A 26,103-nucleotide genomic window follows, 5' to 3' on the forward strand; every position below is an offset into this window, starting at 1 on the left:
GCCCGGCCGCTCCCCTGACGGCAATCTGACACGCTCCGCCCACTTGCGTCGAGAGCAATAGCCGCTGCGCAAGCTCCGGCACGACCGCTCCGGCAGCCTGGCAATCTCACCCGATTGCGGAAAGCCCGCTCGCGCGCCCATGCTTTGCTCTGCGAGCATCTGGCTATGGGCAATTCAGTCTGGCGACATCTTGAGCGACCGGAATTGGTGCGACGTTTCAAGGCCGCGCCTCTACGGGCCTCGCTCTTGGGCGCGAAGCCACTTCCTGGCCACCTGCTGCGCCTCGATCTCCGACCCGACAACCTTGAACGGATAGGGGATGAACGCGGCGAGCGCTGCGTTGAGCAGCTTGCCGAGCAGGGCCTTGCGCTTGGCCTCGTTCGGCTCGACCCGGACCGCGCCGGCGACGAGCCGACCGAGATCCTTGCGCCTGCGCTTGAACCAGTCCTTGTAGAGCCGGTTGAAGCGAGACGACTGCTCCGGCCGCTCGGCGCCGTCGAAGATCAGGACGAAGCCTTCGCCGCGGGCTAGCAGCGCGTCGAACGCTGCGAGCAGGTCGTCCGCCTCTGCGTCCGGGATCACGGCCGGCATGGTCCAGCGCACGACCGGCCAGCACGAGGCGTCGATGATGCTCATCGCCGCCCCTCAGAACTTCAGGCTGGCACCGGCGCCGATCGTCGCGCCGCGGGCATAGACCGCGCCGTAGACGGGAGCGCCGGTCTGCACACTGGTGCCATAGGGCTGGGCGAAGGTGACATAGCGCTTGTCGAGCAGGTTCTCGCCGAAGATATAGGCCTCGCCCTTCCCCCATTCGACGCCGAGCCGGGCCGAGAGCAGATGCACCGCCTTCAGCTTGGCCAGGTTGCCGGCTTCCGAATAGCGCGGGCCGATATAGTTGTAGCCGACGCGGGCGAGCAGGTTCGCCGGGCCGAAGGCCGCGATGCCGAGCGTGCCCAGCGGGGCGCGATAGGTCACCGAGGCCTTGCCGGCCCATTCCGGCACCTGCGGCAGCTGGTTGCCCTTCTTCAGCCCTACCTGCGCGGCGGCCGCGGCTGCCGGCACGTCGGTGATCTCGGTCGAGGTATAGGTGATGCCGCCGGCGAGTTCCCAGTTGTCGGTGATGCGCCAGCTCGCATCGAGCTCGACGCCGTAGCTTTCGGTGTCGAGATTGAGGGACTGCTGGGCGAAGTTCTGCAGGTCGTAGGCGAGGATCTGCTCCTTGCTGACATCGTTGTAGAACAGCGCTGCCGAGACCTTCAGCCGCTCGTCGAGGAAGGACGCACGGCTGCCGATCTCGTAGGCGATCGTGCTCGAGGAATCGTAGGGGGTGCGTGGCACGCCCGCCCACATCAGCGAGTTGAAGGTGCCGAAGCCGCCGCTCTTATAGCCGCGCGAGACGCTGGCATAGCTGATGAACTTGTCGTTCCACTCATAGGAGAGCGAGGCGCGGCCGGTCCAGAAATTATAGTCCCTCTTGCCGGCCTCGACGAAGACCGGGACCGTGCCGGGCGTGCCGTCGCTGTAGAACTGACCGTCATAGTCCTTCTGCTCGCGGGTGTAGCGGCCGCCGAGCGAGAGCTTCAGCTTCTCGATCACCGGATAGGTCACCTCGCCGAAGATCGCCTGACCGGTCGTGGTCTGGTGCAGGTTGTCGAAGCCCGAAACCGCCGGCCCGTAAAGGAAGACGTTGCGCATCGAGAACAGCTTCGCCCTGTCCTGATAGTAGGAGGCGCCGGCGACCCATTGCAGCTTGTCGCCGGGATTGGAGTTCAGGCGCAGCTCCTGGGTGAAGCGGGTCTGGTCGATGTTCCGGTCGAAATAATTCCCGGCGATGTTGGTGAAGGCGCTGGTCGGCATTCCGGTGATGCGGCTGCCGAGGAAATAGTCGGCGCCGTTATAGGTCAGGTCGGCGCGGATCGCGTTGTAGGAGGTTTGCGAGGTGAAGGTGAAGTGCTCGAAGCTGTGCTCGAACTTCGACTGGAAGGCATAGTTCTTCGTGACTTCGCGTCCCAGGTTCTGCGCCGCTTGGATCGGGAAGCCGTCGCCTTTCAGCGCGTAGTAGACCGGCACGCCGTCCGAGGAATCGATGCTGCCGCTGAGCGTCCAGGTCGTCCGATCGGTCGGCGTGAAGCGCAGCGTCAGGCGGCCCGTGGCGCTCTGCTCGCGGCCAAGATCGGGGCCCGCGACATTGTTGACGTAGCCGTCGATGCCGCGCAGGCGAAAGGCGAGGCGGGCGCCGAGCTTGTCCTTGATCAGTGGGCCGCCGACTGCGCCTTCGAGCATGCGGTGGTTCTGCGTGCCGTATTCGGTGCGCAGATAGCCCTTCCAGGTCTCTTCCGGCTGCACCGGCACGAGGTTGACGGCGCCGCCGGTGGTGTTGCGGCCGAACAGCGTGCTCTGCGGCCCCTTCAGCACCTCGACGCGCTCCAGATCGAGATAGTTGGCATTGGAGGAGCCGATCGGCAGCGGCGCGCCATCGATGAAGGTCAGCACCGAGGAATCATCCGGGCCGAGCGGGAACAGGATCGGCCCGACGCCGCGCATGATCAGGAACGAGGTCGAGCGGTCGCCGAAGCCCGGCATATAGATGCCCGCGACGTCCTTCAGCGCCGAGGGGGCGTCATAGGCGCGCTTCTCGTCGAGAAGCTGGCGAGTCTGGGCATCGACAGTGAAGGGCACGTCCCAGAGCCGCTCATTGCGTTTGCGCGCGGTGACGGTGATCTCGTCGAGCTCGATCGTGCTCTGGGCCAAGGCGATGTCGGCGGCCGGAAGCATGGCGGCAGCGAGCGCCGTGGTCGCGAGCAGGCGGAAAGCACGAATAGGGCGGCCCATCTGGGTCTTGCTCCGGTTGGTCATGGCGTGATGTCGATTTCGTCGGCGCTGCGCCCGGCGCCGAAGGCGAGAGCGGCTCCAGCGGCGCAAAGCAGGGCGGAGAGGCAAAGCAGGGCCGGCAGGCCGAAGCGGCCGATCACCAGCCCGGCCAGGATCGCGAAGACGGTCGAGACGAAGGCGTCGAGGCTCGCGAGGGTGGCGGCCTGAGTTGCGCCACGCGGGCCGCCGCAGCCCTTCAGCACGAGGGCGCGGAAGATGACGAAAAAGGCGTAGCCGAGCGCCATCACCAGCAGCGACAGTGCGATCGCGGCAAAGGGACCCACCTTGGGCGCGGCGAGCGCTATCGCGCCGAAGCTGAGCGCCGAGGCGAGGCTGATCACTGCCGCCATATGCCAGGCGCTGAGGCGTTGCAGGGCAAGGCCCGTCGCCCAGGCGGCGATCAGGCCGACGCCATTGGCGCCCGCCGCCGAGACCAATGCGATCTGGCCGAGGCTGAGGCCGGCATCGACCTGCAGGACCGGGAGCATGCCGCCGGCGAGCGCGAGCCCGCCATGCAACGTCAGCGAAAGGCCGACCCGCCGCCGCGACGCTGCACCGACGAGGAAGCGCCAGACGCCGCGCCGCGTGGTCTCTGTTGCCTCAGGCACGAAGGAAGGAAGCGCCGCTACCGGCAACGCCAGCGCGGGCAAAGCGAGGGCAGCCATGACGCCCATCAGCAACCAGATCACGACGTGCCAGTCGGCGCCATCGCAGGCGAGGATGCCGAGGCCCATGGCGAGCCCGCCGAGCGCGAAGCCGCCGCCCTGCAACGCGGCGCTGCGTGCCCGCTCCACCGCCGGCAGCATCGCCATCAGATAGCCGTCGAGGGCGATCGTCGCAGTCGCGATCAGCACGATCAGGGCGGTCGCCGCGAGCGTGATCGAGACAGCGCCGCTGGCTGGCGAGAAGGCGAGCAGCGAGGCGATGCCGAGGACGGCGAGTGCAAGACAGATCAGGACGATCAGGCGGTAGACCGGCGCGCGCTGCCGGCCGAGCCGGTCAACCATTGGCGCCCAGATCGCCCTGAGTGCGAAGGGCAGATAGGCGAGGAAGACGAGATTGGCGATCTCGGGCGGCTGGCCGGCCTGGCGCAGGCTCGCCGGCAGGATGTTGTAGATGAAGAACAGGGGTACGGCCGCGGCGGCGTAGACCGCGCCGATGCCGAGCCGCAGCATGCCGCCGGCGCCCAATGAGCTCGCCCGGACGCTCTCGGTTACCGCTGTCATCAACGTAGCCTCCAGCCGGCGGCGCGGTCCTGCGCCTGCCAGAGCCGGGCGTAGAGGCCGCCCAGCGCCAGCAACTCCTCATGCCGGCCGCGCTCGACGATCCGGCCGGCTGCCATCACCAGGATCTGGTCGGCGCCGGCGATGCTGCGAAGGCGATGCGCCACGACGACGACGGTGCGGCCGTCCTCCAGCACGGCAATCGCCTGCTGGATGGCGCGCTCGTTGAGCGGGTCCATCGCCGAGGAGGCTTCGTCGAGCAGCAGGATCGGCGCATCCTTCAGCAAGGCGCGAGCGACGGCGACGCGCTGACGCTCGCCACCGGACAGCGTACGCCCGCCCTCACCGATGCGTGTGTCGAGCCCGCCCGGCAGCGCGGCGATGAGCTCCTCCAGCCGGGCGGCGCGGATCGCAGAGCTGAGCTTGTCCTCGCTGGCCTGCGGATCGCCGAGCAGGAGATTGGCGCGCAATGTGTCGCGGAAGAGATGGACGTCCTGATTGACGAAGCCGGTCAGCGCCTGCAGCCGGGCGGGATCGAGCGTCGAGAGATCGGTGCCACCGAGGAGGACGCGCCCGGAGGTCGGATCGAGGAAGCGCAGCATCAAGGCGAGCAGGCTCGACTTGCCGGCCCCGCTCGGGCCGACAATGGCGACCGTTGCGCCCGGCCTGACCTCGAAGCTGACATCGCTGACAGCCTCCGGCTTGTCCGCGCCATAGCGCAGATGCACGCCGTCGAGCTTCAGCGCCAGCGGCCCTCCGGCCTCGGTGACATGCCCACCCAGCACGGCCTCGGCCAGAAAGCGCGAGATGTTGGCCTCGGCCTGAATGCCAAGCATGACGACCAGCGCCTGCGGCAGCACCGCCATGGCCAGCGCCTGGCTTGCCGCCAGCGCCAGGAAGAAGGCCGGCACCAGAGAGAGCGACAGTCCCGCTTCTCCGCGCCAGGTGAAGGCGAGGAGTGCAAACGGCAGAGCGAGCGTCATCGCGAAGGCGGCGAGCCCCTGCAGTGAGACGACTTGCGGCGTCGAATCGAGCATCAGCCTGCGCATGCGCCGGGCTGCGTCGGCGAGGCGAGCGAAGGCGCCATCGCCGGCGCAGAAGGAACGGAACACGGCGATGCCCTCGCCATATTCGCCGATCAGCTGGTTCAGCCCGGCGATCTCGATGTTGCGCGTCGACAGAAGCCGCCTGAGCACGCGCCCCGTGACCGGCATGGCAAGGAGCCCGAGCCCGAAGGCGAGGACGACGCCAAGCGCGGTCACGGCATCGAAGACAAAAATGCAGGCAAGCAGGCATGCACCTGCGGCGAGCCCACCGAACAGGCGGTTCAGGCTGAAGGTCGAGACCTCGTTGATCCAACGGCCATCCTCGCTGAACAGTGTCGCAAGGCGGGCGGCGCTCCAGCGCTGCAAGGCACCGATCGGCACGGCGCGCATCCGGTCGAGCAAGCGGTTACGGACCGTCTCGGTGACGACGTTGCCGGCATGGAAGCCATTGGCCCAGGCGCGGCGGATCAGCAGCATACGCAGTGCTACTGCGACTGGGACGGCGGTTGCATAGGGCAGCATCGCCGCGACATCGGCATTGCCCTGATGCAGGCGCAGCAGGCCGAGCGCAACCGCAAGCGCCGGCAGGGCGGCGGCGAGCCCTTCGAGAAAGGTCAACAGCATGGCGCGCAGGAAGGATCCGCGCGCCGGGCCGAGATGGGCGAGGAGCAAGACGAGGAGCTTCATGCCAGGCTCTCCTCGCGAGCCGTGACGGGCGCATCGGGCTGACCGGAGGCATGGCGGTGCCGGCGCACTTCCTCCTGCGCACGCCACATCGCGGCATAGAGCCTGTCCTTCGCCAGGAGTTCGGCATGCGAGCCTTGCTCGGCGACGCGCCCTCCATCGAGCACCGCGATCAGGTCGGCCTGGGCGATGGTGTGCAGGCGATGCGCGATCACGATCAGGGTACGCTGCCGGGCGAGCGCCGCGATCGCGTCCTGGATCAGCGCCTCGTTCTCCGGATCGGCAAAGGCGGTCGCCTCATCGAGGATGAGGATCGGTGCGTCCTTGAGGATGGCGCGCGCGATCGAGATGTGCTGGCGCTCGCCGCCGGAGAGGCCGAAGCCGCGTTCGCCGATCAGGGTGTCGTAGCCCTGCGGCAAGGCCGAGATGAAGTCGTGCGCTTGCGCGGCCTGCGCTGCCGCGATCACCTCATCATCGGAGGCCGCGGGCTTCGCCAGGCGGATGTTCTCCGCCACTGTGCCGGCGAACAGGAAGACGTCCTGGAAGACATAGGCGACATGGGCGTTGAGGACATCCGGCGCGATCTTCCGGACGTCGACGCCGCCGATCTGGATGGCGCCGGCCTCGACATCGTGGAATCGCGCGATCAGACGGGCCAGGGTCGACTTGCCCGAGCCGCTCGGCCCAACCAGAGCCAGGCAGCGTCCAGGCGCGACCTCGAGCTCGATCCCGTCGAGCACGCGCCGGCTGCCATAGCTGAAGGTCACACCGACAAAGCGGACGGAGGCGTCAGCCGGCGTCTTCGCCTGGGTGGGCGCCGGCAATTCGGGCGTAGCGAGAACCGCGTCGATCCGGTCGAGCAGCTCGACCTGCTTCATCAGGCGATGGCTGATGCCCTGCAGCGAGGAGAAGACGTCGCCGAGCCCATAGGTCACGGCAAGGAAGGCAGCGAGAGTGCCGGTGCCGATCCAGCCCATTGCCGCCATCCCGAGCCCGGCGGGCGCGGCGAAGAGCAGGTGGCTGGTCAAGAGCACCTGCGCGACCGATCCGGGCACCACCGCATGGCGCGCCCAATTCTCGGAGAGCTCGGTCATCTCCGCAAAAGCGCGTCGCGCCCGGGCGGTCGCCTGGCCGTCCTGGTTGAAGGCGCGCACGGTCGGCAGACCGTCGGCCATCTCCGCCACGGTTTCGGCCATGCGCGCCTGGATCTGGAGATAGTCGCGTGTGACGCCCTCGCCCTGCCGCATCACCCGGCCAATCAGCACCATGCCGAGACAGAGCGGCAGCAGCGCCAGGATGGTCAGGCGCCAGTCGATCAGCGCGAGCAGCAGGATGGCGACGACCGGCACGACGATCGCCGCGCTGAACTCCGGCACGAGATGGGCCATGCCGTCCTCGACACCCTCGACATCGTCGAGCAGCACGGTGCGGAGTTCACCCTTGGAGCGATCGTCGAAGAAGCCGAGCGGCACCCGCGCCAGCTTGGCGGCCAACTCGAGGCGCAGTTCCTCCTGCGTGGCGAAGGCGATGTGGTGGGAGAGCCCAGTCGAGAGGGCGAAGAGAGCATGGCGCCCAGCGACGCCGGCGAGGGCCACCAGCCCGAGGAAAGCGAGCCAGCTTCCGTTCGCGGTGCCGTCGAGTAGGGCCGCAAGCGCCAGCGCCGCCGCGAGATAAGGCGTCAATGAGAGCAGCGCGGCGGCCGTGCCACAGACAATCGAGAGCGCGAGCAGCCCGCGGCGGCGGTGCATCAAAGCGAGCAGCCGCCCTGCAACTGCGCCGAGCGAGACGGGCGCACTGGCCGCCGCTTCATGTTGTGTCCGGGCGACGCCGGCCGTCTCGTCGTGATCTGTTGCCGTCACCGGAAAACTTCTGAACCGCTGAACCTGCGGCCGTTCTATGGCGCGACCAGGATGGGCTCCACGCGCCCGGCCTTTGCGGTCCGGTGTTTTTCCTTTGCGGGCGCGAACGCCCTGGAAGGCTTAAAAATCCTGCGATGGCGGCCGGCCGAAACGGCGGCGATAGGCAGTGGCGAAATTGGCCGGGCTGGCGAAGCCGACGCGATAGGCGATCGTCGCGACCGGAAGCTCGCGCCGCCGCACCAGCACGCGCGCGACTTCGAGGCGCCGATCGCGCAGATAGTCGATGATGGTGGTGCCGAAGGCGGCCTTGAAGCTGCGGCGCAGATCGGTCTCGTTCAGGCCGATCGTCCGGGCGAGCTCCGGCACGCTCGGCGGATCGGCGAGGCGTGCATCGAGCAGCAGGCGGGCCTGTTCGGCATGGCTGCGATGGGCGCGCGATAGAGCGGGGATGGCGCGCTCGTTCGCATCGTGCAGCAAACCTTCCAACTCGATCAGGGCCGAGAGGATGCGACTCTCGGCATAGATCTGGCCCAGCGCGCCGGAATACGGGTTGTCGGCGAGCTGGCCCAGCAGGATCCGCAGCGCGACGCTGTGCTCGATTTCATAGAAGGCGAAGCCGCCGTCGAGCAGGCGGCCAAGGCCGGCGCTCCCTGCCGACCCGTCCTCCGCGAGGCTGCGCAGGAAATCGGCGCCGATATGAAAGCCGCTCATCCGGCAGATCTGGCCACGGCGCTGGCCCGAGGTGATCTCGACCTCGCGGCCAACGCCGAGCAATGTCGGCACGCCGATGCGCTGACTTGCGATCGAGCGGCCGCCGACAAAGCCGGTGTGCTCGCCGGCGGTCAGCATGCCGACGAACAGGCTCGGCCGGTAGCAGCCGACGACGCGCTCCTCGTTGAGGTATTCGAGGTCGCAGCCGGTGACGTGGACGTCGGGCCGGACCGGCTCCATCCAGTAGCTGCCGCGGGCGAAAGGGAGCGCGGGGCGCGCCTGCCTCGATGCCCCGCTCAGGTCGAGATAGCGCGTGCTGTCCATATAGGCCGCAACATCTTCATAGGTGATCTGGCCGCTGGCATGGAGGGCGCCATCGCTCGCGGTTGATTGCCCGTTGATGGTGAATGCCATTGCAGACCCTACCGAAAATCTAGCGCGGGAGGGTACGATACTGTTTTAGGCGCAGGCAATGCGTCGGCACCAAACAAGAAATGGAATAATTTTCAACTTTTACAAATTACCGCGATATCACTTCAAGCAGGAATTCATGCAGGCGACCTCTCAAAGCTGCAATGTAGGACCATCCCTGCAATTCAGCGTTGGCGGACAATGAATCAATCCAGCGAGAGCCCGAGATTGAGCCGAACCGGCCAGTCTAAAATAACGCGTCAACTCTGAAAATCGGCCCCGGACCGGGGAGCCGACGAGCACTTGTTGGCTGCAGGAACAGCTCGACCTATCCAATCGTCTCTACTGAACGGCTCCAATAGGCGACCAGCTTCTGCCGGCCATCGATGAAGCAGGGCAGCGATCGCGCCTGGTCGCGCAGCTCGCGGACCGCGGTCTTCTCGGCCGCGACCCAGAGATAGCCTCCATCCTGTGTCCGCGGAGCGTTTGCGAGCAAGCCGCCGATGCAGCTGCCGGAGACGCCGTTGCCGCTGCCGGTGAGCCAGGTCACGCGCGCGCCGGAGTGCTCGGGCAGATCCTGGACATGCGCTTCGTCGGCGAGTTCGACGAAGATGTCGCTGAAGATCCCGGCCGGGGTCTGTTCGAGGATGCGGGCGACCGCGGGAAGTCCGGTCGCGTCGGCGATCAGGAGCTGCCAGCGCAAATCGGCAGGCGGTGCATAGAGCCCGCGCGGATTGTTGATGACGATGCGCTCGCCGACCGAGGCAGTCATCGCCCAGTCGCTGGCCTGGCCGCCGTCATGGACGACGAGGTCGATATCGAGCTCGCGGCTCGCGGCATCGAAGCGGCGAACGGTGTAGGTCGAATAACGAACGCGATGTCGTTCCTCCGGAAAGATCCAGCGGCCCTCGGCGTCGATCGCCGGCAGGATGAGCTCGCCGCTCTCCGGATCGGGGAAGAACAGGCGGATGTATTCGTCGGGAATGCCGGTCGAACGGAACTGCGCGAGGCCTTCGCCGGAGAAGGTCAGCCGGACCATGCCCGGTGTCAGCATCTCTCGCCGTGCCAATGTCGCTTCGTGGAACGGGCTGCTGCTCATGCTCTCTCTGGCCTGGTTGGCACTGCTCATGATGCCGCTTTTTCCATGGCGCAGGCACGGGCGCAAGCGGCTTAGCCATTTGATTTCTTTAGACTATCTCTAAAACATCGTCGTTGTGACAGTTGGTGTCCGCTGTTATGGACGCTTCACCGATGGCATCCGAGGAGCCTTTTCGCCCATGCCCGCGAGCCTCGATGACATCGAGAGCCTCTATATGCTGGAGCAGCATCGGCTCGAGCGGCTGGCTGCTCGGCGGGTCGGAGCGTCCAACGCCGCCGACGTCGTGCAGGATGTCTTCATCACGCTGTGGACGCGGGCGCGCGAGCAAATCGGCTGCTCCTCGGCTTATCTGACCCGTGCGACCCACTACACTGCGATCAGCCATTTGCGGGCGGCGCGCCGGCGCGCCAGCCTGCCGCTGCGCCTCACCGAGGAGCAGTATGTCGCGCCCGTGGTGCTACCCGATCAGGCGGTCGCGGCACGGCAGGACCTCGCGCGCCTCGATGATGCGATCGCCGCCCTTCCGGAGCGGACCCGCCAGGTCTTCCTGCTCAACCGGCTGCACGCCTGCTCCTATGAGGAGATCGCGTCAGCGCTCGGGTTGTCCTACAGCACGGTCGAGCGCGAGATCGCGCGGGCCCTGCTGGCCTGCCGCGACGCACTGCGCTAGTTCCGGACCATGTCCGACGAGCGGCAGATCGAGAAGCAGGCCATCGCCTGGTTCACCCGGATGAACGGCCGGCCGTCGACGGCCGACCGCGACGACTTCGCGCGCTGGCTCGCTGCTTCGGCAACGCATGAGCAGCATTACGCGAATGTCGAGCGGCTCTGGGCCGATCTTGGCCCGTTCTCCGACACTGTCGAACGGCGCGAAGCCGCCGCGCTCGCCGGCCCCTTGCAGAAGATCGAGGAACTGCGACGTCAGCGCAGTCGCGGCAAGGTTGCGGCCGGTGCCGTGCTCGGCTTGCTACTTTGCCTCACGGCGGCCTGGCTCTGGCTGGAGCGCCCGCATCTCCTCGAGGATTGGCAGGCGGACTATGCCACGGCGCGCGCCGAGCAGCGCAATGTGACGCTGGCCGACGGCTCGACCGTGCTGCTCGACGCCGACAGCGCGATCGCGGTCGATCTCAGCGCGACCGAGCGCCGGGTCGAGCTCGTCCGCGGCACCGCCTTCTTCAGCGTCGTTCCGGGGCAGGCGCCCTTCACCGTCGCCGCGCGCAACGGCGAAGCGCGCGTGCTCGGCACCCGTTTCGAGGTTTCCGCCGAGGCTCGCGAAGTCAGTGTCACGCTCGACAGCGGCAGCGTCGAGGTCGCCCTGCGCGACGGCAGCAGTCGTCTCGTCCTGGAGCCGGGCGAAAGCGTGACCTATGCAGCCGCTGGCCTCGGCAACGCCCATGCCGTCGATCTCGCCGAGGCCACGGCCTGGCGCCAGGGCCGTTACATCTTCACCAATGCCCGGCTGGCCGATGTGCTGGAGCGGATCGGGCGCTATCGCGGCGGCCGTATCCTGGTGATGAGCGGGGGGCTCGGCGATCGGCGCGTCAGCGGCAATATCGCGCTGCGCGACGGGAATGCGGCCTTGGCAGCCGTGCAGTCCTCGGTTGGTTTCCAGGTGACCACGCTCGGCCGTCTGACACTCGTCAGCCCCTGACCTGCGGGGTGCTTGAGCCCGCGCAAACTTTTTTCTCCGAACGATGAGGGTGGTGCCCGCTCCCAGGCGACAAGGAGATGAAGGCGGCGCGCGACAGGTGCGCGGAGCTGTCGGCATCGCCGGGTTTCGGGAAGGTTGGGGCATGGGCAAGGCAAGGTTGGGCAGGATGGGGCTCCTGCTGGCGACGACGATGTTGGTCGGTGCGGGCACTGCAGGCGCGGTGAGGCCGGCGCAGGCGCAATCGGCCTACAGCTTCAACATTCCCGCCAAGCCGGTGCGCGCGGCGATGAACGACATCGTGCGCGTGACCGGGATCGACGTCGTCTTCGCCGAGACCGCCGCCGCCTCGCGTCGCGGCAACCCGGTGAGTGGCTCGCTGACCACCGGCCAGGCGGTCGCCGCACTGCTGTCCGGCACCGGCCTGTCCTATCGCTTCAGCAATGCGACGACGGTCGAGATCTTCGATCCCGCCCGACCGCAGCCGGGCACGGCAGGGGTGCCGGTGGGCGCGATCCCGCTCGATACGATCAACGTCACCGGGACAGGCGTGCCGGGTCTCGCACCGGCTTATCCGGGCGGCCAGATCGCCACCGGCGGCCAACTCGGCGTGCTCGGCGCCAAGAGCGTCATGGATGCGCCGCTCACGGTCACGAACTACACGGCCAAGCTGATCGAGGATCAGCGGGCGCAGTCGATCGCGGACGTGGTCAAGAACGACTCCGCCATTCGTAATGTCGAGTCGACCAATGTCGGCAACGCCAATTATTTCGTCATCCGCGGCATCCAGATCGGCAATGCCGCCGTCGGCTTCGGCGGGCTCTTCGGCATCGCGCCGAACGCCCAGACCACGCTCGCCGGCATCGAGCGGGTCGAGATCGTCAAGGGGCCGGGCGCCTTTCTCGGCGGGCTTTCGCCGAGCGGTGTCGGCGGCATCATCAATCTGATCCCCAAGCGCGCCGGCGACGAGCCGCTGACCCGTTTCACCGCGACCTGGATCGGCAACAGCCAGTTCGGCGGCCATCTCGATGTCGGCCGCCGCTTCGGCGAGAACAAGGAGTTCGGCGTCCGCGCGAACCTGCTCTATCGCGACGGCGGCACGCCGATCAGCCAGCAATCGCAGACCCTGCTCAACGGCACGCTGGGCCTCGACTACCGCGGCGAGGCGCTGCGGCTCGCGCTCGATGTCGGTCACCAGATCCTGAACACCGACCGGATGAACAACACAGTGACGCCGCTCGCCGGCCAGCGCGTGCCGCGCCCGATCGAGCCAGACAAGAGCTACGTCTCACCCTGGAACTACAGCAAGTTCGCTGACACCTATGGCATGCTCTCGGCCGAATACGACATCACGCCGGATGTCACCATCTACGCCAAGGGTGGTGCCAGCCGGATGGACTGGGACCAGGCGGTCGAGGCCGGCACGCGGCTGATGCCGAATGGCAACTTCACCGCGACCAGCGCGGCCTATCTGATCGACATCAACCGCCATTCCGGCGAGACCGGCTTGCGCGGCCACTTCGTCACCGGCCCGATCGAGCATGAGGTCGCTGTCTCCGCCAATACGCTGTTTTCGGCCCGCGCCGGCGCACCGCAGCCGACGCCGGTGGTGACGCAGTCCAACATCTACAATCCACGGTTCTCGGTGATGCCGTCGCTCGGATCGCGTATCCGCTACAAGCAGAACGAAAGCACCTTCAGCAGCTTCTCGGTCTCAGACACGCTCTCGATGCTCGACAAGCGCGTCCAGCTGACGCTCGGGCTGCGCCGGCAGTATGTCGAGGCCAAGACCTTCGCGGCGGTGAGCGAGGCCGTGACCTCACGCAACACCAGCAACGCCCTGACCCCGATGCTCGGTCTCGTGGTCAAGCCGCTCGAGAACGTCTCGCTCTATGCCAGCTATATCGAGGGGCTGACCGTCGGCACCGTTGTCGGCAACACCTTCGCCAACGCCGGCCAGATCCTGCCGCCCTTCGTCACCAAGCAGTACGAGGCCGGCGTCAAGGTCGACTGGGGCACGATGCTGACCACGCTCAGCGCCTTCCATACGACGCAGGCCTCCGGCATCGCCGATACAGTGACCAACACCTTCCGCGACAATGGCGAGACCCGCTATCGCGGCATCGAGCTTAACATCGCCGGCGAGGTCACGTCGGGCGTGCGGGTGCTCGGCGGAGTGACCCTGCTCGACGCCAAGCTGACCCGTACTCAGGACGGGCTCTACGACGGCAACACGGCACAGGGCGCCCCGCATGTGCAGGCGAATCTCGGCGTCGAGTGGGATCCGGGCTTCGTCCGCAACCTGACCCTGTTCGGACGGATGATCTACACCGGTTCGAACTATGCCGATGCCGCCAACCTGCAGAAGCTCAAGGCTTGGACGACCTTCGACATCGGCGCTCGCTACAAGATCGAGCGCGCCACCGGCAAGCCGATCACGCTGCAGGCCAATGTCACCAACCTGTTCAACAAGGCCTACTGGACGACCTATCCGGGCTTCAACCTGCTCTATCCGAGCGAGGCGCGCATGGTCTCGGTGTCCTCGACGTTCGAGTTCTGAACGACGTGCGAGGTCGCAAGCTCTCGCGGCGCGCTTTCGCGACCGGGGCGGCGGCGCTGCTCGGTGCCAGCGCCGGCGCCGGCGCCGCCAAGGTCGCGCCGGCGAAACGCCAGGTCGAGACCTCGCTCGGCCGGCTCGACATCCCTGCCATGCCGCAGCGCGTCGTCGCGATCGACTCGCGCATCGGACTGGAGCAGGCGCTGGCCTTCGATCTGCCGCTGGTCGGCTACAGCCACAGCCGGGCCCGGTCCTGGGTCCCGGTCCCGGCGAGCGTGCCCTTTCTTGCCGCACCGCCCGACCTCGAGCAGATCCTGATGCTGGCGCCGGACCTGATCCTGTGTCCGGACAGCGCGCCGAACTCCGACTGGTGGCCACTGCTGCGACTGCCGGCGATCGCTCCGGTGCTGCCGAGCAATCACCGCATCACCTGGCAAGAAAACCTGACACAGCTGGGCGGCTGGCTCGGACGTCCGGAGGGAGCAGCGCGAGTGGTTGCCGCTCATGCCGAGGCGATCGCGGCAATACGGGTGCGACATCGGCCGGTCATCGAGAGCGCACTCTTCGCGGCCGTCCATTACGACGCGATCAAGCGGCGTCTGCTGGTGCGCAGTGCCGGCACCCGCTACGGCCTCGTGATGCCGGCCCAGGTGCTGGCCGAGCTCGGCGGCCGAGAGGTCAGCGCCGATCGGCTCGGTCCCAATGGCGAGGTCGCGCTCGATTCCTTCGGTGACGTGCTCGGTGCCGTCGACGCGATCCTGCTGATCGATTTCGGCGATGGCGGGCCGATGGAGCTGGCGCACGAGCCACTCTGGCAACGATTGCCGGCGGTAAGGGCCGGCCGGGTCGAGACCGTCGTCGGCAACTGCACCTTCGGCTCGCTCTATACGGCACGCTATCTCGCCCGCGCCTGGGACGCGCTCTTTGCGCGGCTCTCGGCATGACCGGCCGTTTGCGCAATGCCTTCATGACCGCTTGCCTGCTCGCAGCCGCGATGCTGGCCAGCCTGCTTGCCGGAGCGAAGCTGCTGCCGCCATCGAGCCTGCTCGACCTGCTGCAGGAGCGCGACAGCGAAGCGGCGCTGATCCTTGCGCAACTGCGACTGCCGCGGCTGGTGCTCGGCCTTGTCGTCGGCGCCGCTCTGGGCGCTGCCGGCGCGATCATCCAGGCCGCGACGCGCAACCCGCTCGGCGATCCTGGCCTGCTCGGCATCAACGCCGGAGCGAGCCTTGCGGTGATCATCGGCTCAGGGCTGTTCGTACTCGGCCCGGCGGCCAATGTCTGGCTCGCCTCCGGCGGAGCGGCACTGGCAGCGCTCGCCGTCCATGTGGTCGCCGGCGCCCCATATGGCACCTCGGCGCCGGTCAAGCTGACGCTCGCCGGCGTCGCCGTCACTGCCTTCTGCTTCGGCGTCGGGCAGGCGATCGCGCTCGCTGATCCCGAGCGCTTCGACCTCGTCCGCAACTGGCGGGTCGGCGCCCTGTCGGGCAATGGGCTCGCATTGCTGCCTGCGATCGCAGCGCCGTTGCTCGCAGGGGCGATCCTCGCTGCGCTGCTCGCGCCCCGGCTCAACCTGCTGGCACTCGGCGAGGATCGCGCTGCCGCCCTTGGGCTCAGCGTCGGCTGGACGCAGGCGGGTTGCCTCCTTGCCGTCGTCCTGCTCGCAGGGGCGGCGGTCGCCGCCGCCGGACCGATCGCCTTCATCGGCCTCGCCGCGCCGCACATCGCACGCCGCCTCGGCGGCGTCGATCAGCGCATCATATTGCCTCTGGCAGCGTTCGTCGGTGCGGCACTCGTCGCCGCCGCCGATGCGCTTGGACGCGTGGCGGCGCCGCCGGCCGAACTTCCCGTCGGCATCGTCAGCGCGTTGATCGGCGCGCCGATCCTCGTCGCGCTGGCGCAAGCCCGGCGCGGCCAGACTTGACGATGCCCTTGGCAGCTGAGATTCCGGTGCAGGCCAGATCATACCGCAATGCGCGCACTACCCGCCGCACTCTGGCGGTCGACCTCGGCCTCGCAGCCGCATGCGTCGGCCTAGGCCTGGTCGCGCTCACGCTCGGCACCATGCCGGTCTCGCTGACCGATGCCGCCCGCGCACTGGCAGGCGAAGCGACAGGCGCAGTGCAACTCGTCGTGCTCGAATGGCGCCTGCCGCGCATCCTCGCGGCACTCTGCGCCGGTGCCGCGCTCGGCATGGCGGGAGCCCTGTTCCAAACCTTGCTGCGCAATCCGCTCGGCAGCCCGGACGTGATCGGCTTCGACGCCGGCGCCTTCTCCGGCGCGATCCTGGCGATGCTGGCCGGCGCTGCGGCCTCGATCATCGCGCTGGCCTCCTTCGCCGGTGGGCTTCTTGCCGGACTTCTCGTCTATACTGCGGCTGGCGGCGGCCATGTCGAGCGCAACCGCCTGATCCTGGTCGGCATCGCCGTCGGCGCCGGCTTCACCGCCCTGAATGACTGGCTGATCTTCACCGCTCCGCTCGATTCCGCGCTGATCGCGGCGAGCTGGAAACAGGGCGCGCTTGCGGGCGTCGACCGGGGCCGTCTTGCGATCGGAGCAGCCGTTCTGCTCGTGCTGCTGCCGCTTGGTCTTGCTTGCCGTCGCAGCATGGATGCGCTCGCGCTCGGCGACGACAAGGCGATGTCGCTGGGCGAGCCGCCAGGCCCCGCGCGACTGCGCCTGGGCCTAATCGGCATGTGCCTGACCGCGACCGCCACCCTGATCGCGGGGCCGGTCGGCTTCGTTGCCCTGATCGCGCCGCATGCCGCACGTCGGTTCGTCGGCGGCGCCGGACTGCCGCTCTCGACCTCCGCCCTGTTCGGCGCCCTCTTCCTGCTCGGCAGCGATTGCACCGCGCGGCTCCTGTTCGCGCCGCGCTCACTGCCTGTCGGCGCAATCACCGCCTGTCTCGGCGGCCTGTATTTCGTCCTGCTGCTGCGGAGCAGGATGCGGCGCGGTGCGGATTCATGAGCACGACCTCTCCCCTCGAAACCCGTGAATTGCGCGCTGGCCACGGCTCCAGGGACATTCTGCGCGGACTCGACCTCGCTTTTCCGCGAAGCGGTTTCACCGTCATCATCGGTCCCAACGCCTGCGGCAAGTCGACCTTGCTGCGCACGCTCGCGCGCCTGCACGAACCGTCCGACGGCAGCGTCCTGCTCGACGGGCGCGCCATCGCCGATTTCAGCCACCGCGAGCGGGCGCGCAGGCTCGCCGTACTGCCGCAAGGAGCCGAGACGCCCGACGGGATCACCGTCAAGGAACTCGTCTCGCGAGGACGCCATCCGCATGGCGGATTGTTCAGGCGCCGGTCGGCTGGCGACGAAGTTGCCGTGCTTGAAGCCATGGCGGCCGCCGGCGTCGCCGATCTCGCGGCGCGTCGCCTCGACGAGTTGTCGGGCGGACAGCGCCAAAAAGCCTGGATCGCCATGGCCCTCGCCCAGGAAACCGATCTCCTGCTACTCGACGAGCCGACGACCTTCCTCGACCTTGCCCACCAGATCGAGGTGCTGGAGCTCTGCCGGGCGCTGAACGGGGTGGGGAAGAGCATCGTCGCCGTGCTGCACGACCTGAACCAGGCCTGCCGCTATGCCAGCCATCTCCTCGTCATAAAGGACGGGAGAATCCACGCGCAGGGCAGCCCGGCCGAGATCGTCACCAGCGAGCTGATCGAAGCGGTCTTCGGGATACCGTGCATCGTCATCCCCGACCCCTTGGCGAAAACGCCCATGATCGTGCCCGCCTTCGGGAAAAACGACTGACGCGGGGCGGCTCGCCGGCAAGGCTGCAGGTCCCTGGCGGTGCGCCAGAAATATGGATCAGAGCTTCGGTGGCGGCAGGTTCAATTCCTGCGTCAGCCATTGCGTGAACATGCGTACCGAACGGCGTGCTTTCGCCACGCGCGGAAAGACCAGGTAATGGCCGACATAGCGGACATCCTGCGCCCGCCCTGCAAGAGGCACCACCAATCGGCCGTCGGCGATCTCGCGCTCGGCGAGCCGCGTCGACTCGAGCGCGACGCCAAGGCCGTCCACGGCCGCAGCGATCGCCATGAACGAGCGATCGAAACGCGAGCCGCGCGGCGTCGGCGGGCTGATGTCGTTGGCGCCGAACCAGCTGGTCCAGCGCACCCGCTTGTTGTCGCTCTCGATCAGCTTCGCGCCGAGAAGGTCTTTCGGTGAGTTGATCTGCGCGGCGAGCTCCGGCGCGCAGAGCGGGGTCACCGTTTCCTCCCCGAGCGGGATGACGATCAGCCCCTCCTGCCGCGGCGGCCCGTAGCAGATATCGGCGTCGAACTCGTCGTGCTCGAATTGCGGATAGTCGACGCCTGCCGCCAGCCGCACTTCGAGACCGGGCTGCTTGGCGAGGAGATCGCGCAGGCGCGGCAGCAGCCATTGCGCCGCCATCGACGGCGCGCAATGCAGCCGCAGCAGATTGCCGGAGCGGGCGCCCACCGTTTCGATACCCTGCCGCATCTCGTCGAAGCCCGCCGCGACATGGCGCAGCAGCGCTTCGCCGGCGACATTGAGATGGACGGCACGGCTCTGTCGCTCGAACAGCGCCGCACCCATCAGGATTTCGAGCTTGCGGACAGCGTGGCTGATCGCGCTCGGCGAAATCCCGAGCTCCTCGCCGGCGGCGCGGAACGAGCCCGTGCGGGCGGCCGCCTCGAAGGCCTGGAGCGCGGAAAGCGGCAGGCGTCGCATGGTGGGCTCCTTGGACGCATTCGGGGGTGATCGTTAGGTGAATGCAGTTCACGCCATAGCGCAATCTTTGCGTTTTTCATGCGCCGAAGCATGAGCCACCCTCAGGCAACAAGAATTTGCCGATTGAGGGATGGAATGCTCCTGCAGAACAAGACCGCCGCGATTTCGGGCGCCGCCAGCGCGCGCGGCATCGGCCTCGCCACCGCCAGGCTATTCGCCGCCCATGGCGCGCGCATCGCCATCCTCGACATCGACGAAACTGCGGCAATGCAGGCGGCGGCCGAGCTCGGCCCGCAACATATCGGCCTGCGCTGCGACGTCGCCGACAAGGCGTCCTGCCAGAAGGCGGCCGACCGGGTCATCGCCGCCTTCGGCCAGCTCGACATCCTGATCAACAATGCTGGCGTCACCCAGCCGGTCAAGACGCTGGAGATCGACGAAGCGAGCTGGGACCGCGTCCAGGACATCAACTGCAAGGGCGTGCTGTTCCTGAGCCAGGTCTTCATCCCGCATATGCAGGCGCGGAAGCAGGGCGCGATCGCCTGCATGTCCTCGGTTTCGGCGCAGCGCGGCGGCGGCATCTTCGGCGGCCCGCACTATTCCTCGGCCAAGGCCGGCGTGCTCGGCCTCGCCAAGGCGATGGCGCGCGAGTTCGGCCCCGACGGCATCCGCGTCAACTGCGTGACGCCAGGCCTGATCCAGACCGACATCACCGGCGGCAAGCTGACCGACGAGATGCGCAAGGACATCATCAAGGGCATCCCGCTCGGCCGGCTCGGCGACGCCAGCGACGTCGCGGGCATCTACCTCTTCCTCGCATCCGATCTCTCTGCCTACGTCACCGGCGCCGTCATCGACGTCAATGGCGGCATGCTGATCCACGGCTGAACCATGAGCACCGCTCCTCTCGGCCACAACGTCTCGCTCGAGCGCCGCGCCTGGAACATCCGCCGCCACGCCATCCTGATGGGCGAGGTGCAGGGGCAGGGCTATATCGCGCAGGCGCTCGACATCGCCGATGTCCTGGCCGTCGCCTATTTCCACGCCATGCACTATCGGCCGGACGATCCGGACTGGGAGGGGCGCGACCGCTTCCTGCTCTCGAACGGCCACTACGCGATCGCGCTCTACGCGGCGCTGATCGAGGCCGGGATCATCCCCGAGGACGAGCTCGAAACCTATGGCTCGGATGAGAGCCGCCTGCCGATGTCCGGCATGGCGAGCTACACCCCCGGCATGGAGATGTCTGGCGGCTCGCTGGGCCTCGGCCTCTCGATCGCAGTCGGCAAATGCCTCGGCCTCAAGCGCAAGGGCTCCGCGTCCTATGTCTACACCCTGTTCTCAGATGGCGAGCTCGACGAGGGCTCGGTCTGGGAGGCGATCATGTCCGCCGCACATTACGGGCTCGACAACCTGATCGCCGTCGTCGACGTCAACAACCAGCAGGCCGACGGCCCCTCAACCAAGGTGATGGGCTTCGAGCCCCTGACGGAAAAGCTCCAGGCCTTCGGCTGGTTCACCCAGCGCGTCGATGGCAACGACCTTCCTGCTGTCCGCGGCGCCTTCGACGCCGCAAAGGCTCAGGCGGGCAGGCCCAGCATGATCATCGCCGATACGCTGATGGGCAAGGGCGTGCCCTTCCTCGAAGCGCGCGAGAAGAACCATTTCATCCGGGTGGAAGCCCACGAATGGCAGCTCGCGCTGGCGGCGCTCGACGAGAGGAAGCCGTCATGAAGCCCGGCGCACCAAACCCCGGCTCCGGCAAGCCGCGCCTGACGACGTCGGCGATGATCGCCTCGATCGCCGGCGAGGGGCAGCGCACCAGGCCCGCACCGTTCGGCCATGCGCTGGTCGAGCTGGCGAAGCAGGACGCTTCCATCGTCGGCATGACCGCCGATCTCGGCAAATACACTGACCTGCACCTCTTCGCGCAGGCCTTTCCCGACCGGCATTACCAGATGGGCATGGCCGAGCAGCTGCTGTTCGGCGCCGCCTCCGGTCTTGCGTCGGAAGGCTTCACGCCCTTCGCGACGACCTATGCCGTCTTCGCCTCGCGCCGCGCCTACGACTTCATCCACCAGACGATCGCGGAGGAAGACCGCAATGTGAAGATCGCCTGTGCCCTGCCCGGCCTGACTTCGGGCTACGGGCCATCGCACCAGGCGACCGAGGACCTGGCGCTGTTCCGCGCCATGCCGAACATGGTGGTGATCGACCCCTGCGACGCGCATGAGATCGAGCAGGTCGTGCCCGCGATGGCGCGGCACAAGGGCCCTGTCTACATGCGCCTGCTGCGCGGCCAGGTGCCGCTTGTGCTCGACGAGTACGGCTACAAATTCGAACTCGGCAAGGCCAAGCTCCTGCGCGACGGCTACGAGGTCCTGTTCATCTCCTCCGGCATCATGACGATGCGGGCGCTGGAGGCCGCCAAGGCGCTGGAGCAGGACCGCATCGATGTCGGCGTGCTGCATGTGCCGACGATCAAGCCGCTCGACACCGCGACGATCCTCGAAGCCTGCGCCAAGCCCGGCCGGCTCGTCGTCGTAGCCGAGAACCATACGGTCAATGGCGGGCTCGGCGAGGCCGTCGCCGGCCTCTTGATGCGCGAGGGCGTGCATCCCGCTTTCCGCATGATCGGCCTGCCGGATGAGTTCCTTGCGGCCGGGGCGCTGCCGACGCTGCATGACCGCTACGGCATCTCGACGGACGCCCTCTGCGGCAGGGTCAAGAACTGGCTGAAATAGCCGGAGCACGCTGCGGTTCTCGCCAAGAGGAGCACGCGACGGGGAGGAATGATGAAGACGATCGGCTTCGTGGGGCTCGGCTCGATGGGCCTGCCCATGGCGATCAATCTGGGCAAGGCCGGCTTCGCCGTGACCGGCTTCGACCTGCGCGCCGAGGCCCGCGGCGCCTTGCGGGCTGCCGGTAGCGAAGCGGCCGGCTCGCTCGTCGAAGCGTTCTCCGGCCGGGACGTTGTGGTGCTCATGGTCGTCAATGCCGCGCAGGCCGAGGACATCCTGTTCGGCCAAGGCGCGCTGACTCAGCTCGCTCCGGGCGGCACCGTCATCCTGATGGCGACCTGCCCGCCGGCGGCCGTCGCGGCGCTCGCCGCCCGCGTCGAGGCGGCCGGGCATAAGCTGGTCGATGCGCCGGTCTCCGGTGGCGTCGTCGGAGCCGAGGCGGGCAGCCTGACCATCATGGCGGCGGCGCGCCGGCCCGTCTTCGATGCGGTGAAGCCGGTACTCGACGCCATGGGCTCGAAGGTCGTCTTCATGGGCGAAGAGCCGGGACAGGGAGCGACGGCGAAGGCCGTCAACCAGCTGCTCTGCGGCGCCCATCTCGCCACCGCGGCGGAGGCGCTGTCGCTGGCCGAGAAGCTCGGCGTCGACACCGGAGCCATGCTGGACATTGTCTCCGGCTCGGCCGCCTCGAGCTGGATGCTCAGGGATCGCGGCTCCCGCATGCTCGAACGCGAGCCGCGCGTGACCAGCGCGGTCGACATCTTCGTCAAGGATCTCGGCATCGTCCTCGAAGCGGGGCGCGATGCCAAGGCGGCGCTGCCGATGGCGGCGCTCGCCCATCAGCTCTTCCTGTCGGTCTCGGGGCGCGGTCTCGGCGCACGCGACGACAGCCAGGTGATCGCCGCCTACCGCGCGATGCAGGGGCGTGACGCGACCTGATCCGGAACAAGCAGCAAGAGCCGTCGAAACGGCGAAAATGGGAGGATGACATGACGAAGATCGATCTGCCGGCCGAAGACCTCAGCCGCCGGAGCCTGCTCGCAGCAGGGCTGGCGATCCCTGCCGTGCTGAGCTTCCCGCGTGGCGCGCACGCTCAGGTCACCATGACGCTCGGCCACAACGCCGCCGCCGGCAACCCGCGCTGGGTCGCGGCCGACAAGTTCGGTGAGCTGCTCAAGGAGCGCACGAATGGCCGGCTCGCCGTGCGTGTCGCCGGCGCCGAGCAACTCGGCAACGAGCAGTCGCTTCTGACCAGCCTGCGCACCGGCGCGGTCGACATGACCGTCAACAGCCAGGGCTCGACCTCGGCCCTGCTGCCGGAGCTCGCGGCCCTCGGCCTGCCCTTCCTGTTCCCGAATTCCGCTGCTGCCTTCAAGGTGCTCGAAGGCCCGATCGGCACCGAGTTCGACCAGCGCTTCGCCAAGATCGGCATGGTGCCGCTCGGCTGGTGGGATAACGGCATCCGCCACATCACCAACAGCAAGCGCCCGATCGCGAAGCCGGCCGACCTCAAGGGCCTGAAGATCCGCACGCCGCCCGATCCGATGACGATCGACATCTTCCAGGCGCTCGGCGCCGGCACGGAGCAGATTTCGTTCGGAGAGCTCTATGTCGCGCTCCAGCAGGGCGTCGTCGACGGGCAGGAGAACCCGCTCGTCAACATCGCCTCGTCCAAGCTCTTCGAGGTGAACAAGTACATCTCGCTCTCGGCCCATAAATGGGAGTGCTCGCCCTTCCTGATGTCGCAGATCACCTGGATGCGCCTGTCGCCGGCCGACCGCGAGGTGGTCAAGGCGACCGCCAAGGAGGCTGGCGAGTTGCAGCGCAAGCTCTTCCTCGACGCCGAAACCAAGTTCGCGGCCGAATTCAGGGCGAATGCGAAGCTGCAGGTCAACGAGGCCGACCAGGCCGCCTTCCGCGAAGCCTCCGCCAAGGTCTACGACGCCTGGAAGACCAAGCCCTTTGGCGATTTCGTCGACCGGCTCGCCAAGGCGGCGCGGGGGTGATGTGATGGACAGGCAGCCCGAGACAGGGTGGCGCGCCAGCGCCATCGCCCTGGCCGATGGCATCGACCGCCTCGTCGCCAGGTTCTGCGAGATCGTCGTCATCGCGGTCGGCTCGGCGCTGCTCGCCATGCTCACCGCCAATGTCGGGGCGCGTTACGCGCTCGATTCCGGTGGCTTCCGCTTCGCGCAGGAGCTGCCAGAGCGGCTCTTTCCGGTCTTCATCATGGCCGGCGTCGTGCTCGGCGTGCAGAAGGGCGGGCACATGGCGGTCGAGACGGTCCTCGCCATGCTCGGCCGGCAGGGCGCGCGGATCATGCTGCTGGTCGGGCATGCGATCGTGGTCGGCAGCTATGTCCTGCTCAGCAAGGACATCCTGCTGCTCGCCGAGATGCTCTGGATCGATCGCTCTCCGGTGATGGGGATCCCGGCGAGCTATGGTTACTACACCCTCGCGATCGGGCTGGCGCTGATCATCGTCGTCACCACGACGCAGGCCGTGCGCGTCGCCCTGATGGGTCCGGAAGCGATGCCCGTCCCGGCGCCCGAGGAGCAGGTCGCATGAGCCTCACCCTCATCGTCTCCTTCACCGTCCTGATGCTGCTCGCCATCCCGGTCGGCCATGCGCTGATCGTGGCGGCGGGCACGGCACTGCTGGTGCAGGGCCAGATCCCGCTGACGATCATCGCCCAGCAGATGTACCAGCAGACCCAGTCCTTCCCGATGCTGGCGCTGCCCTTCTTCATGCTGGCGGGCTCGCTCATGCTCGGCGGGGCGTTGGGCAACGAGCTTCTCGCCTTCGCCTCCAAGGCGATGCAGCGCTGGCGCGGCGGGCCGCTCTCGACCACCGTGGTCGCCTCGGTGGTGTTCGGCGGCGTCTCGGGCAGCGCCGTCGCCAATGCCAGCGCGCTCGGCTCGGTGCTGATCCCCTGGCAGAAGCGGCAGGGCTATCCGGCCCCGCTCTGCGCCGCCAACAACGCGACCTCGGCGATCATCGACATCCTGATCCCGCCCTCGATCCCGCTGATCCTGTATTCTCTGGTCTCGAACGTCTCGATCGCCGATCTCTTCACCGCCGGCATCCTGCCCGGCCTGCTCATGGCCGGCGGCTTCATCGTGCTGTGCAGCTGGACCGCCCGCAGGCGCGGCTATGTCTCGCCAGAGGCTCCCGTCTCCAAGGCGGAGCTGGCGCGGCTGGCCTGGCGCAGCATGCCGGCGCTCTTGATGCCGGTCTTCATCCTGCTCGGCCTGCGCTTTGGCATCGCGACGCCGACCGAGATCGCGGTTCTCGCCGTGCTCTACGCGCTGGTGCTCAGCGTCGTGCTCTATCGCGACATGAGCTGGCGCCGCTTCCGGATCAGCATGGTCGAGGCGGGCGTCGCCACCGGCGTGGTCATGCTCGTCATCATGGGCTCGGCCATCGTCGGCTGGATCCTGACCTTCGACCAGGTGCCGCAGCGCTTCGCCGAATGGGTCTCGGCGACGATCTCGAACCCCTATTTCGTCATCCTGGCGATGAACATCCTGCTGCTGCTCGTCGGCATGCCGATCGACCTGCCGCCGGCGATCCTGCTGCTCGGGCCGATCTTCGTGCCGCTGGCGGCCTCGATCGGGCTCGATCCGGTCCAGCTCGGCATCATCATGGTGCTGAATCTCGGCATCGGCCTCTACACGCCGCCGATCGGCACGACCTTGTTCATCTCGACCTCGATCGCCCGGACCTCGCTCGGCGAGACCACGCGCGAGCTCTGGCCCTTCTTCGGGGTGGCGATGATCGTGCTGTTGCTGGTGAGCTATGTGCCGGCGCTGACGATCTACTGAGCCGGTTGGCCCGGGCCGCGGCGTCCTGACTCTTTCGGGCTCGCCGACATGGCACAAGCATGTCGGCGAGCCCATATGCGATGGGCCGATTGCATACATCGGGACCATGCCATGGCGCCCATTGCTGTCCGTTCCGCCTCTCGCGACGAGGAACGCACCGTCTCCGCGCTGATCACGCTCGCCTTCGCGAGCGACCCGATGGCGCGCTGGTCGCTGAGAGAGCCCCATGCCTATCTCGCCGTGATGCCCGAGCTGATCCGCGCCTTCGGCGCTGCGGCCTATGACAGCGACAGCGCCTATGTGAGCGAGGACGGCAGTGGCGCGGCGATGTGGCTGCCGCCCGGTGTCGAGCCCGACATCGAGACACTCGATCGCCTCATTCGGGAGAACGCCGATCCGGCGATCCTGTCGGACGTCGAAGGGATATTCGATGCGATGGCGCGTTATCACCCGGAGGAGCCGCACTGGTATCTGCCGCTGATCGGCACCGACCCGATGCGACAGGGCCAGGGCATCGGCAGCGCGCTCATGCAGCATGCGCTCGTGCGCTGCGATCGTGATGGCGTCGCGGCCTATCTGGAATCGTCGAATCCGCTGAACATCCCGCTCTATCAGCGGCATGGCTTTGAAATCTTGGGAACCATCCAGATCGGATCGTCCCCGGTCCTGACACCGATGCTGCGCCCGCCACGCCCTGCCGCCGGCTGATCGGCGAAGCCGGTT

The 26,103-nt window shown here is 67.6% G+C and carries 23 protein-coding genes; 15 read left to right on the forward strand and 8 right to left on the reverse strand.

The annotated features are described in order from the left end of the window. Nucleotides 1-231 precede the first annotated feature (231 nt). The 7 genes from ACQKLX_RS07710 to ACQKLX_RS07740 form a co-directional block, all read right to left on the reverse strand. Nucleotides 232-636, reverse strand: a complete 405-nt coding sequence (locus tag ACQKLX_RS07710; protein ID WP_427360984.1) for a hypothetical protein — start codon at nt 634-636, stop codon at nt 232-234. 9 nt (nt 637-645) lie between these two features. Continuing rightward, nucleotides 646-2,856, reverse strand: a complete 2,211-nt coding sequence (locus ACQKLX_RS07715; protein WP_427360986.1) for a TonB-dependent receptor — start codon at nt 2,854-2,856, stop codon at nt 646-648. Beyond that, nucleotides 2,853-4,097, reverse strand: a complete 1,245-nt coding sequence (locus tag ACQKLX_RS07720) for an MFS transporter (protein WP_427360988.1) — start codon at nt 4,095-4,097, stop codon at nt 2,853-2,855. Before ACQKLX_RS07720 ends, ACQKLX_RS07715 begins: the two co-directional genes overlap by 4 nt. Then, the gene (locus ACQKLX_RS07725; protein WP_427360990.1) at nt 4,097-5,827 is read right to left on the reverse strand and encodes an ABC transporter ATP-binding protein; all 1,731 of its coding nucleotides are present in this window, start codon (nt 5,825-5,827) and stop codon (nt 4,097-4,099) included. Before ACQKLX_RS07725 ends, ACQKLX_RS07720 begins: the two co-directional genes overlap by 1 nt. Continuing rightward, entirely contained in the window at nt 5,824-7,683 is a 1,860-nt protein-coding gene (locus tag ACQKLX_RS07730; RefSeq protein WP_427360992.1) for an ABC transporter ATP-binding protein, read from the reverse strand. The genes ACQKLX_RS07725 and ACQKLX_RS07730 overlap by 4 nt, the downstream gene beginning before the upstream one ends. A gap of 120 nt (nt 7,684-7,803) precedes the next feature. Continuing rightward, on the reverse strand, nt 7,804-8,808 hold the full coding sequence (locus ACQKLX_RS07735) for a helix-turn-helix transcriptional regulator (RefSeq protein ID WP_427360994.1): 1,005 nt from the start codon (nt 8,806-8,808) through the stop codon (nt 7,804-7,806). Nucleotides 8,809-9,133: 325 nt separating this feature from the next. Next, nucleotides 9,134-9,904, reverse strand: a complete 771-nt coding sequence (locus tag ACQKLX_RS07740) for a siderophore-interacting protein (protein ID WP_427360996.1) — start codon at nt 9,902-9,904, stop codon at nt 9,134-9,136. A gap of 178 nt (nt 9,905-10,082) precedes the next feature. Here ACQKLX_RS07740 and ACQKLX_RS07745 point away from each other — a divergent pair, with 178 nt between their 5' ends. The 7 genes from ACQKLX_RS07745 to ACQKLX_RS07775 all read left to right on the forward strand — a co-directional run bounded on the left by ACQKLX_RS07745 (nt 10,083) and on the right by ACQKLX_RS07775 (nt 17,870). Then, nucleotides 10,083-10,574 carry an RNA polymerase sigma factor gene (locus ACQKLX_RS07745; protein ID WP_427360997.1) on the forward strand — a complete coding sequence of 164 codons (492 nt, stop codon included), beginning with the start codon at nt 10,083-10,085 and terminating at the stop codon, nt 10,572-10,574. A gap of 9 nt (nt 10,575-10,583) precedes the next feature. Further along, nucleotides 10,584-11,555 carry a FecR family protein gene (locus ACQKLX_RS07750; protein WP_427360998.1) on the forward strand — a complete coding sequence of 324 codons (972 nt, stop codon included), beginning with the start codon at nt 10,584-10,586 and terminating at the stop codon, nt 11,553-11,555. 142 nt (nt 11,556-11,697) lie between these two features. Then, nucleotides 11,698-14,112 carry a TonB-dependent siderophore receptor gene (locus ACQKLX_RS07755; protein WP_427360999.1) on the forward strand — a complete coding sequence of 805 codons (2,415 nt, stop codon included), beginning with the start codon at nt 11,698-11,700 and terminating at the stop codon, nt 14,110-14,112. Between the two features lie 5 nt (nt 14,113-14,117). After that, complete coding sequence (locus ACQKLX_RS07760; RefSeq protein ID WP_427361000.1) at nt 14,118-15,053, forward strand: ABC transporter substrate-binding protein; 936 nt, start codon at nt 14,118-14,120, stop codon at nt 15,051-15,053. Next, complete coding sequence (locus ACQKLX_RS07765; RefSeq protein ID WP_427361001.1) at nt 15,050-16,033, forward strand: iron chelate uptake ABC transporter family permease subunit; 984 nt, start codon at nt 15,050-15,052, stop codon at nt 16,031-16,033. Before ACQKLX_RS07760 ends, ACQKLX_RS07765 begins: the two co-directional genes overlap by 4 nt. A gap of 26 nt (nt 16,034-16,059) precedes the next feature. Then, nucleotides 16,060-17,079, forward strand: coding sequence for a FecCD family ABC transporter permease (locus ACQKLX_RS07770; RefSeq protein ID WP_427361002.1), 1,020 nt, complete (start codon nt 16,060-16,062; stop codon nt 17,077-17,079). Then, on the forward strand, nt 17,076-17,870 hold the full coding sequence (locus ACQKLX_RS07775; RefSeq protein ID WP_427361003.1) for an ABC transporter ATP-binding protein: 795 nt from the start codon (nt 17,076-17,078) through the stop codon (nt 17,868-17,870). Before ACQKLX_RS07770 ends, ACQKLX_RS07775 begins: the two co-directional genes overlap by 4 nt. A gap of 57 nt (nt 17,871-17,927) precedes the next feature. Here ACQKLX_RS07775 and ACQKLX_RS07780 read toward each other — a convergent pair whose 3' ends face one another. Next, nucleotides 17,928-18,815, reverse strand: coding sequence for a LysR substrate-binding domain-containing protein (locus ACQKLX_RS07780; RefSeq protein ID WP_427361004.1), 888 nt, complete (start codon nt 18,813-18,815; stop codon nt 17,928-17,930). A gap of 135 nt (nt 18,816-18,950) precedes the next feature. Between ACQKLX_RS07780 and ACQKLX_RS07785 the strand changes: the two genes are divergently transcribed. The 8 genes from ACQKLX_RS07785 to ACQKLX_RS07820 all read left to right on the forward strand — a co-directional run bounded on the left by ACQKLX_RS07785 (nt 18,951) and on the right by ACQKLX_RS07820 (nt 26,088). After that, complete coding sequence (locus ACQKLX_RS07785; RefSeq protein WP_427361005.1) at nt 18,951-19,703, forward strand: SDR family NAD(P)-dependent oxidoreductase; 753 nt, start codon at nt 18,951-18,953, stop codon at nt 19,701-19,703. Between the two features lie 3 nt (nt 19,704-19,706). Further along, on the forward strand, nt 19,707-20,549 hold the full coding sequence (locus tag ACQKLX_RS07790; RefSeq protein ID WP_427361006.1) for a transketolase: 843 nt from the start codon (nt 19,707-19,709) through the stop codon (nt 20,547-20,549). Beyond that, nucleotides 20,546-21,559 carry a transketolase family protein gene (locus ACQKLX_RS07795; RefSeq protein WP_427361007.1) on the forward strand — a complete coding sequence of 338 codons (1,014 nt, stop codon included), beginning with the start codon at nt 20,546-20,548 and terminating at the stop codon, nt 21,557-21,559. The genes ACQKLX_RS07790 and ACQKLX_RS07795 overlap by 4 nt, the downstream gene beginning before the upstream one ends. Before the next feature lie 51 nt (nt 21,560-21,610). Continuing rightward, complete coding sequence (locus tag ACQKLX_RS07800) at nt 21,611-22,495, forward strand: NAD(P)-dependent oxidoreductase (RefSeq protein WP_427361008.1); 885 nt, start codon at nt 21,611-21,613, stop codon at nt 22,493-22,495. Between the two features lie 50 nt (nt 22,496-22,545). Next, on the forward strand, nt 22,546-23,562 hold the full coding sequence (locus ACQKLX_RS07805) for a TRAP transporter substrate-binding protein (protein ID WP_427361009.1): 1,017 nt from the start codon (nt 22,546-22,548) through the stop codon (nt 23,560-23,562). A 4-nt stretch (nt 23,563-23,566) separates the two neighbouring features. Then, complete coding sequence (locus ACQKLX_RS07810; protein WP_427361010.1) at nt 23,567-24,124, forward strand: TRAP transporter small permease; 558 nt, start codon at nt 23,567-23,569, stop codon at nt 24,122-24,124. Beyond that, nucleotides 24,121-25,380 (forward strand): TRAP transporter large permease, encoded by a 1,260-nt coding sequence (locus ACQKLX_RS07815; RefSeq protein ID WP_427361011.1) that lies wholly within the window; start codon nt 24,121-24,123, stop codon nt 25,378-25,380. The genes ACQKLX_RS07810 and ACQKLX_RS07815 overlap by 4 nt, the downstream gene beginning before the upstream one ends. Nucleotides 25,381-25,491: 111 nt before the next feature. Further along, entirely contained in the window at nt 25,492-26,088 is a 597-nt protein-coding gene (locus tag ACQKLX_RS07820; protein ID WP_427361012.1) for a GNAT family N-acetyltransferase, read from the forward strand. Nucleotides 26,089-26,103: the final 15 nt, after the last annotated feature.

Origin of the sequence: Allobosea sp. NPDC003192 (genome assembly GCF_050275675.1) — a bacterium.
In the GTDB taxonomy this organism is placed as follows: domain Bacteria; phylum Pseudomonadota; class Alphaproteobacteria; order Rhizobiales; family Beijerinckiaceae; genus Allobosea.

What these genes read in the sequence shown, in the direction of transcription:
- ACQKLX_RS07710 (WP_427360984.1), bottom strand. Translation starts at nt 636, where the DNA reads ATGAGCATCATCGACGCCTCGTGCTGGCCGGTCGTGCGCTGGACCATG.
- ACQKLX_RS07715 (WP_427360986.1), bottom strand. Translation starts at nt 2,856, where the DNA reads ATGACCAACCGGAGCAAGACCCAGATGGGCCGCCCTATTCGTGCTTTC.
- ACQKLX_RS07720 (WP_427360988.1), bottom strand. Translation starts at nt 4,097, where the DNA reads ATGACAGCGGTAACCGAGAGCGTCCGGGCGAGCTCATTGGGCGCCGGC.
- ACQKLX_RS07725 (WP_427360990.1), bottom strand. Translation starts at nt 5,827, where the DNA reads ATGAAGCTCCTCGTCTTGCTCCTCGCCCATCTCGGCCCGGCGCGCGGA.
- ACQKLX_RS07735 (WP_427360994.1), bottom strand. Translation starts at nt 8,808, where the DNA reads ATGGCATTCACCATCAACGGGCAATCAACCGCGAGCGATGGCGCCCTC.
- ACQKLX_RS07740 (WP_427360996.1), bottom strand. Translation starts at nt 9,904, where the DNA reads ATGAGCAGCAGCCCGTTCCACGAAGCGACATTGGCACGGCGAGAGATG.
- ACQKLX_RS07745 (WP_427360997.1), top strand. Translation starts at nt 10,083, where the DNA reads ATGCCCGCGAGCCTCGATGACATCGAGAGCCTCTATATGCTGGAGCAG.
- ACQKLX_RS07750 (WP_427360998.1), top strand. Translation starts at nt 10,584, where the DNA reads ATGTCCGACGAGCGGCAGATCGAGAAGCAGGCCATCGCCTGGTTCACC.
- ACQKLX_RS07755 (WP_427360999.1), top strand. Translation starts at nt 11,698, where the DNA reads ATGGGCAAGGCAAGGTTGGGCAGGATGGGGCTCCTGCTGGCGACGACG.
- ACQKLX_RS07765 (WP_427361001.1), top strand. Translation starts at nt 15,050, where the DNA reads ATGACCGGCCGTTTGCGCAATGCCTTCATGACCGCTTGCCTGCTCGCA.
- ACQKLX_RS07775 (WP_427361003.1), top strand. Translation starts at nt 17,076, where the DNA reads ATGAGCACGACCTCTCCCCTCGAAACCCGTGAATTGCGCGCTGGCCAC.
- ACQKLX_RS07780 (WP_427361004.1), bottom strand. Translation starts at nt 18,815, where the DNA reads ATGCGACGCCTGCCGCTTTCCGCGCTCCAGGCCTTCGAGGCGGCCGCC.
- ACQKLX_RS07785 (WP_427361005.1), top strand. Translation starts at nt 18,951, where the DNA reads ATGCTCCTGCAGAACAAGACCGCCGCGATTTCGGGCGCCGCCAGCGCG.
- ACQKLX_RS07790 (WP_427361006.1), top strand. Translation starts at nt 19,707, where the DNA reads ATGAGCACCGCTCCTCTCGGCCACAACGTCTCGCTCGAGCGCCGCGCC.
- ACQKLX_RS07795 (WP_427361007.1), top strand. Translation starts at nt 20,546, where the DNA reads ATGAAGCCCGGCGCACCAAACCCCGGCTCCGGCAAGCCGCGCCTGACG.
- ACQKLX_RS07800 (WP_427361008.1), top strand. Translation starts at nt 21,611, where the DNA reads ATGAAGACGATCGGCTTCGTGGGGCTCGGCTCGATGGGCCTGCCCATG.
- ACQKLX_RS07805 (WP_427361009.1), top strand. Translation starts at nt 22,546, where the DNA reads ATGACGAAGATCGATCTGCCGGCCGAAGACCTCAGCCGCCGGAGCCTG.
- ACQKLX_RS07810 (WP_427361010.1), top strand. Translation starts at nt 23,567, where the DNA reads ATGGACAGGCAGCCCGAGACAGGGTGGCGCGCCAGCGCCATCGCCCTG.
- ACQKLX_RS07815 (WP_427361011.1), top strand. Translation starts at nt 24,121, where the DNA reads ATGAGCCTCACCCTCATCGTCTCCTTCACCGTCCTGATGCTGCTCGCC.
- ACQKLX_RS07820 (WP_427361012.1), top strand. Translation starts at nt 25,492, where the DNA reads ATGGCGCCCATTGCTGTCCGTTCCGCCTCTCGCGACGAGGAACGCACC.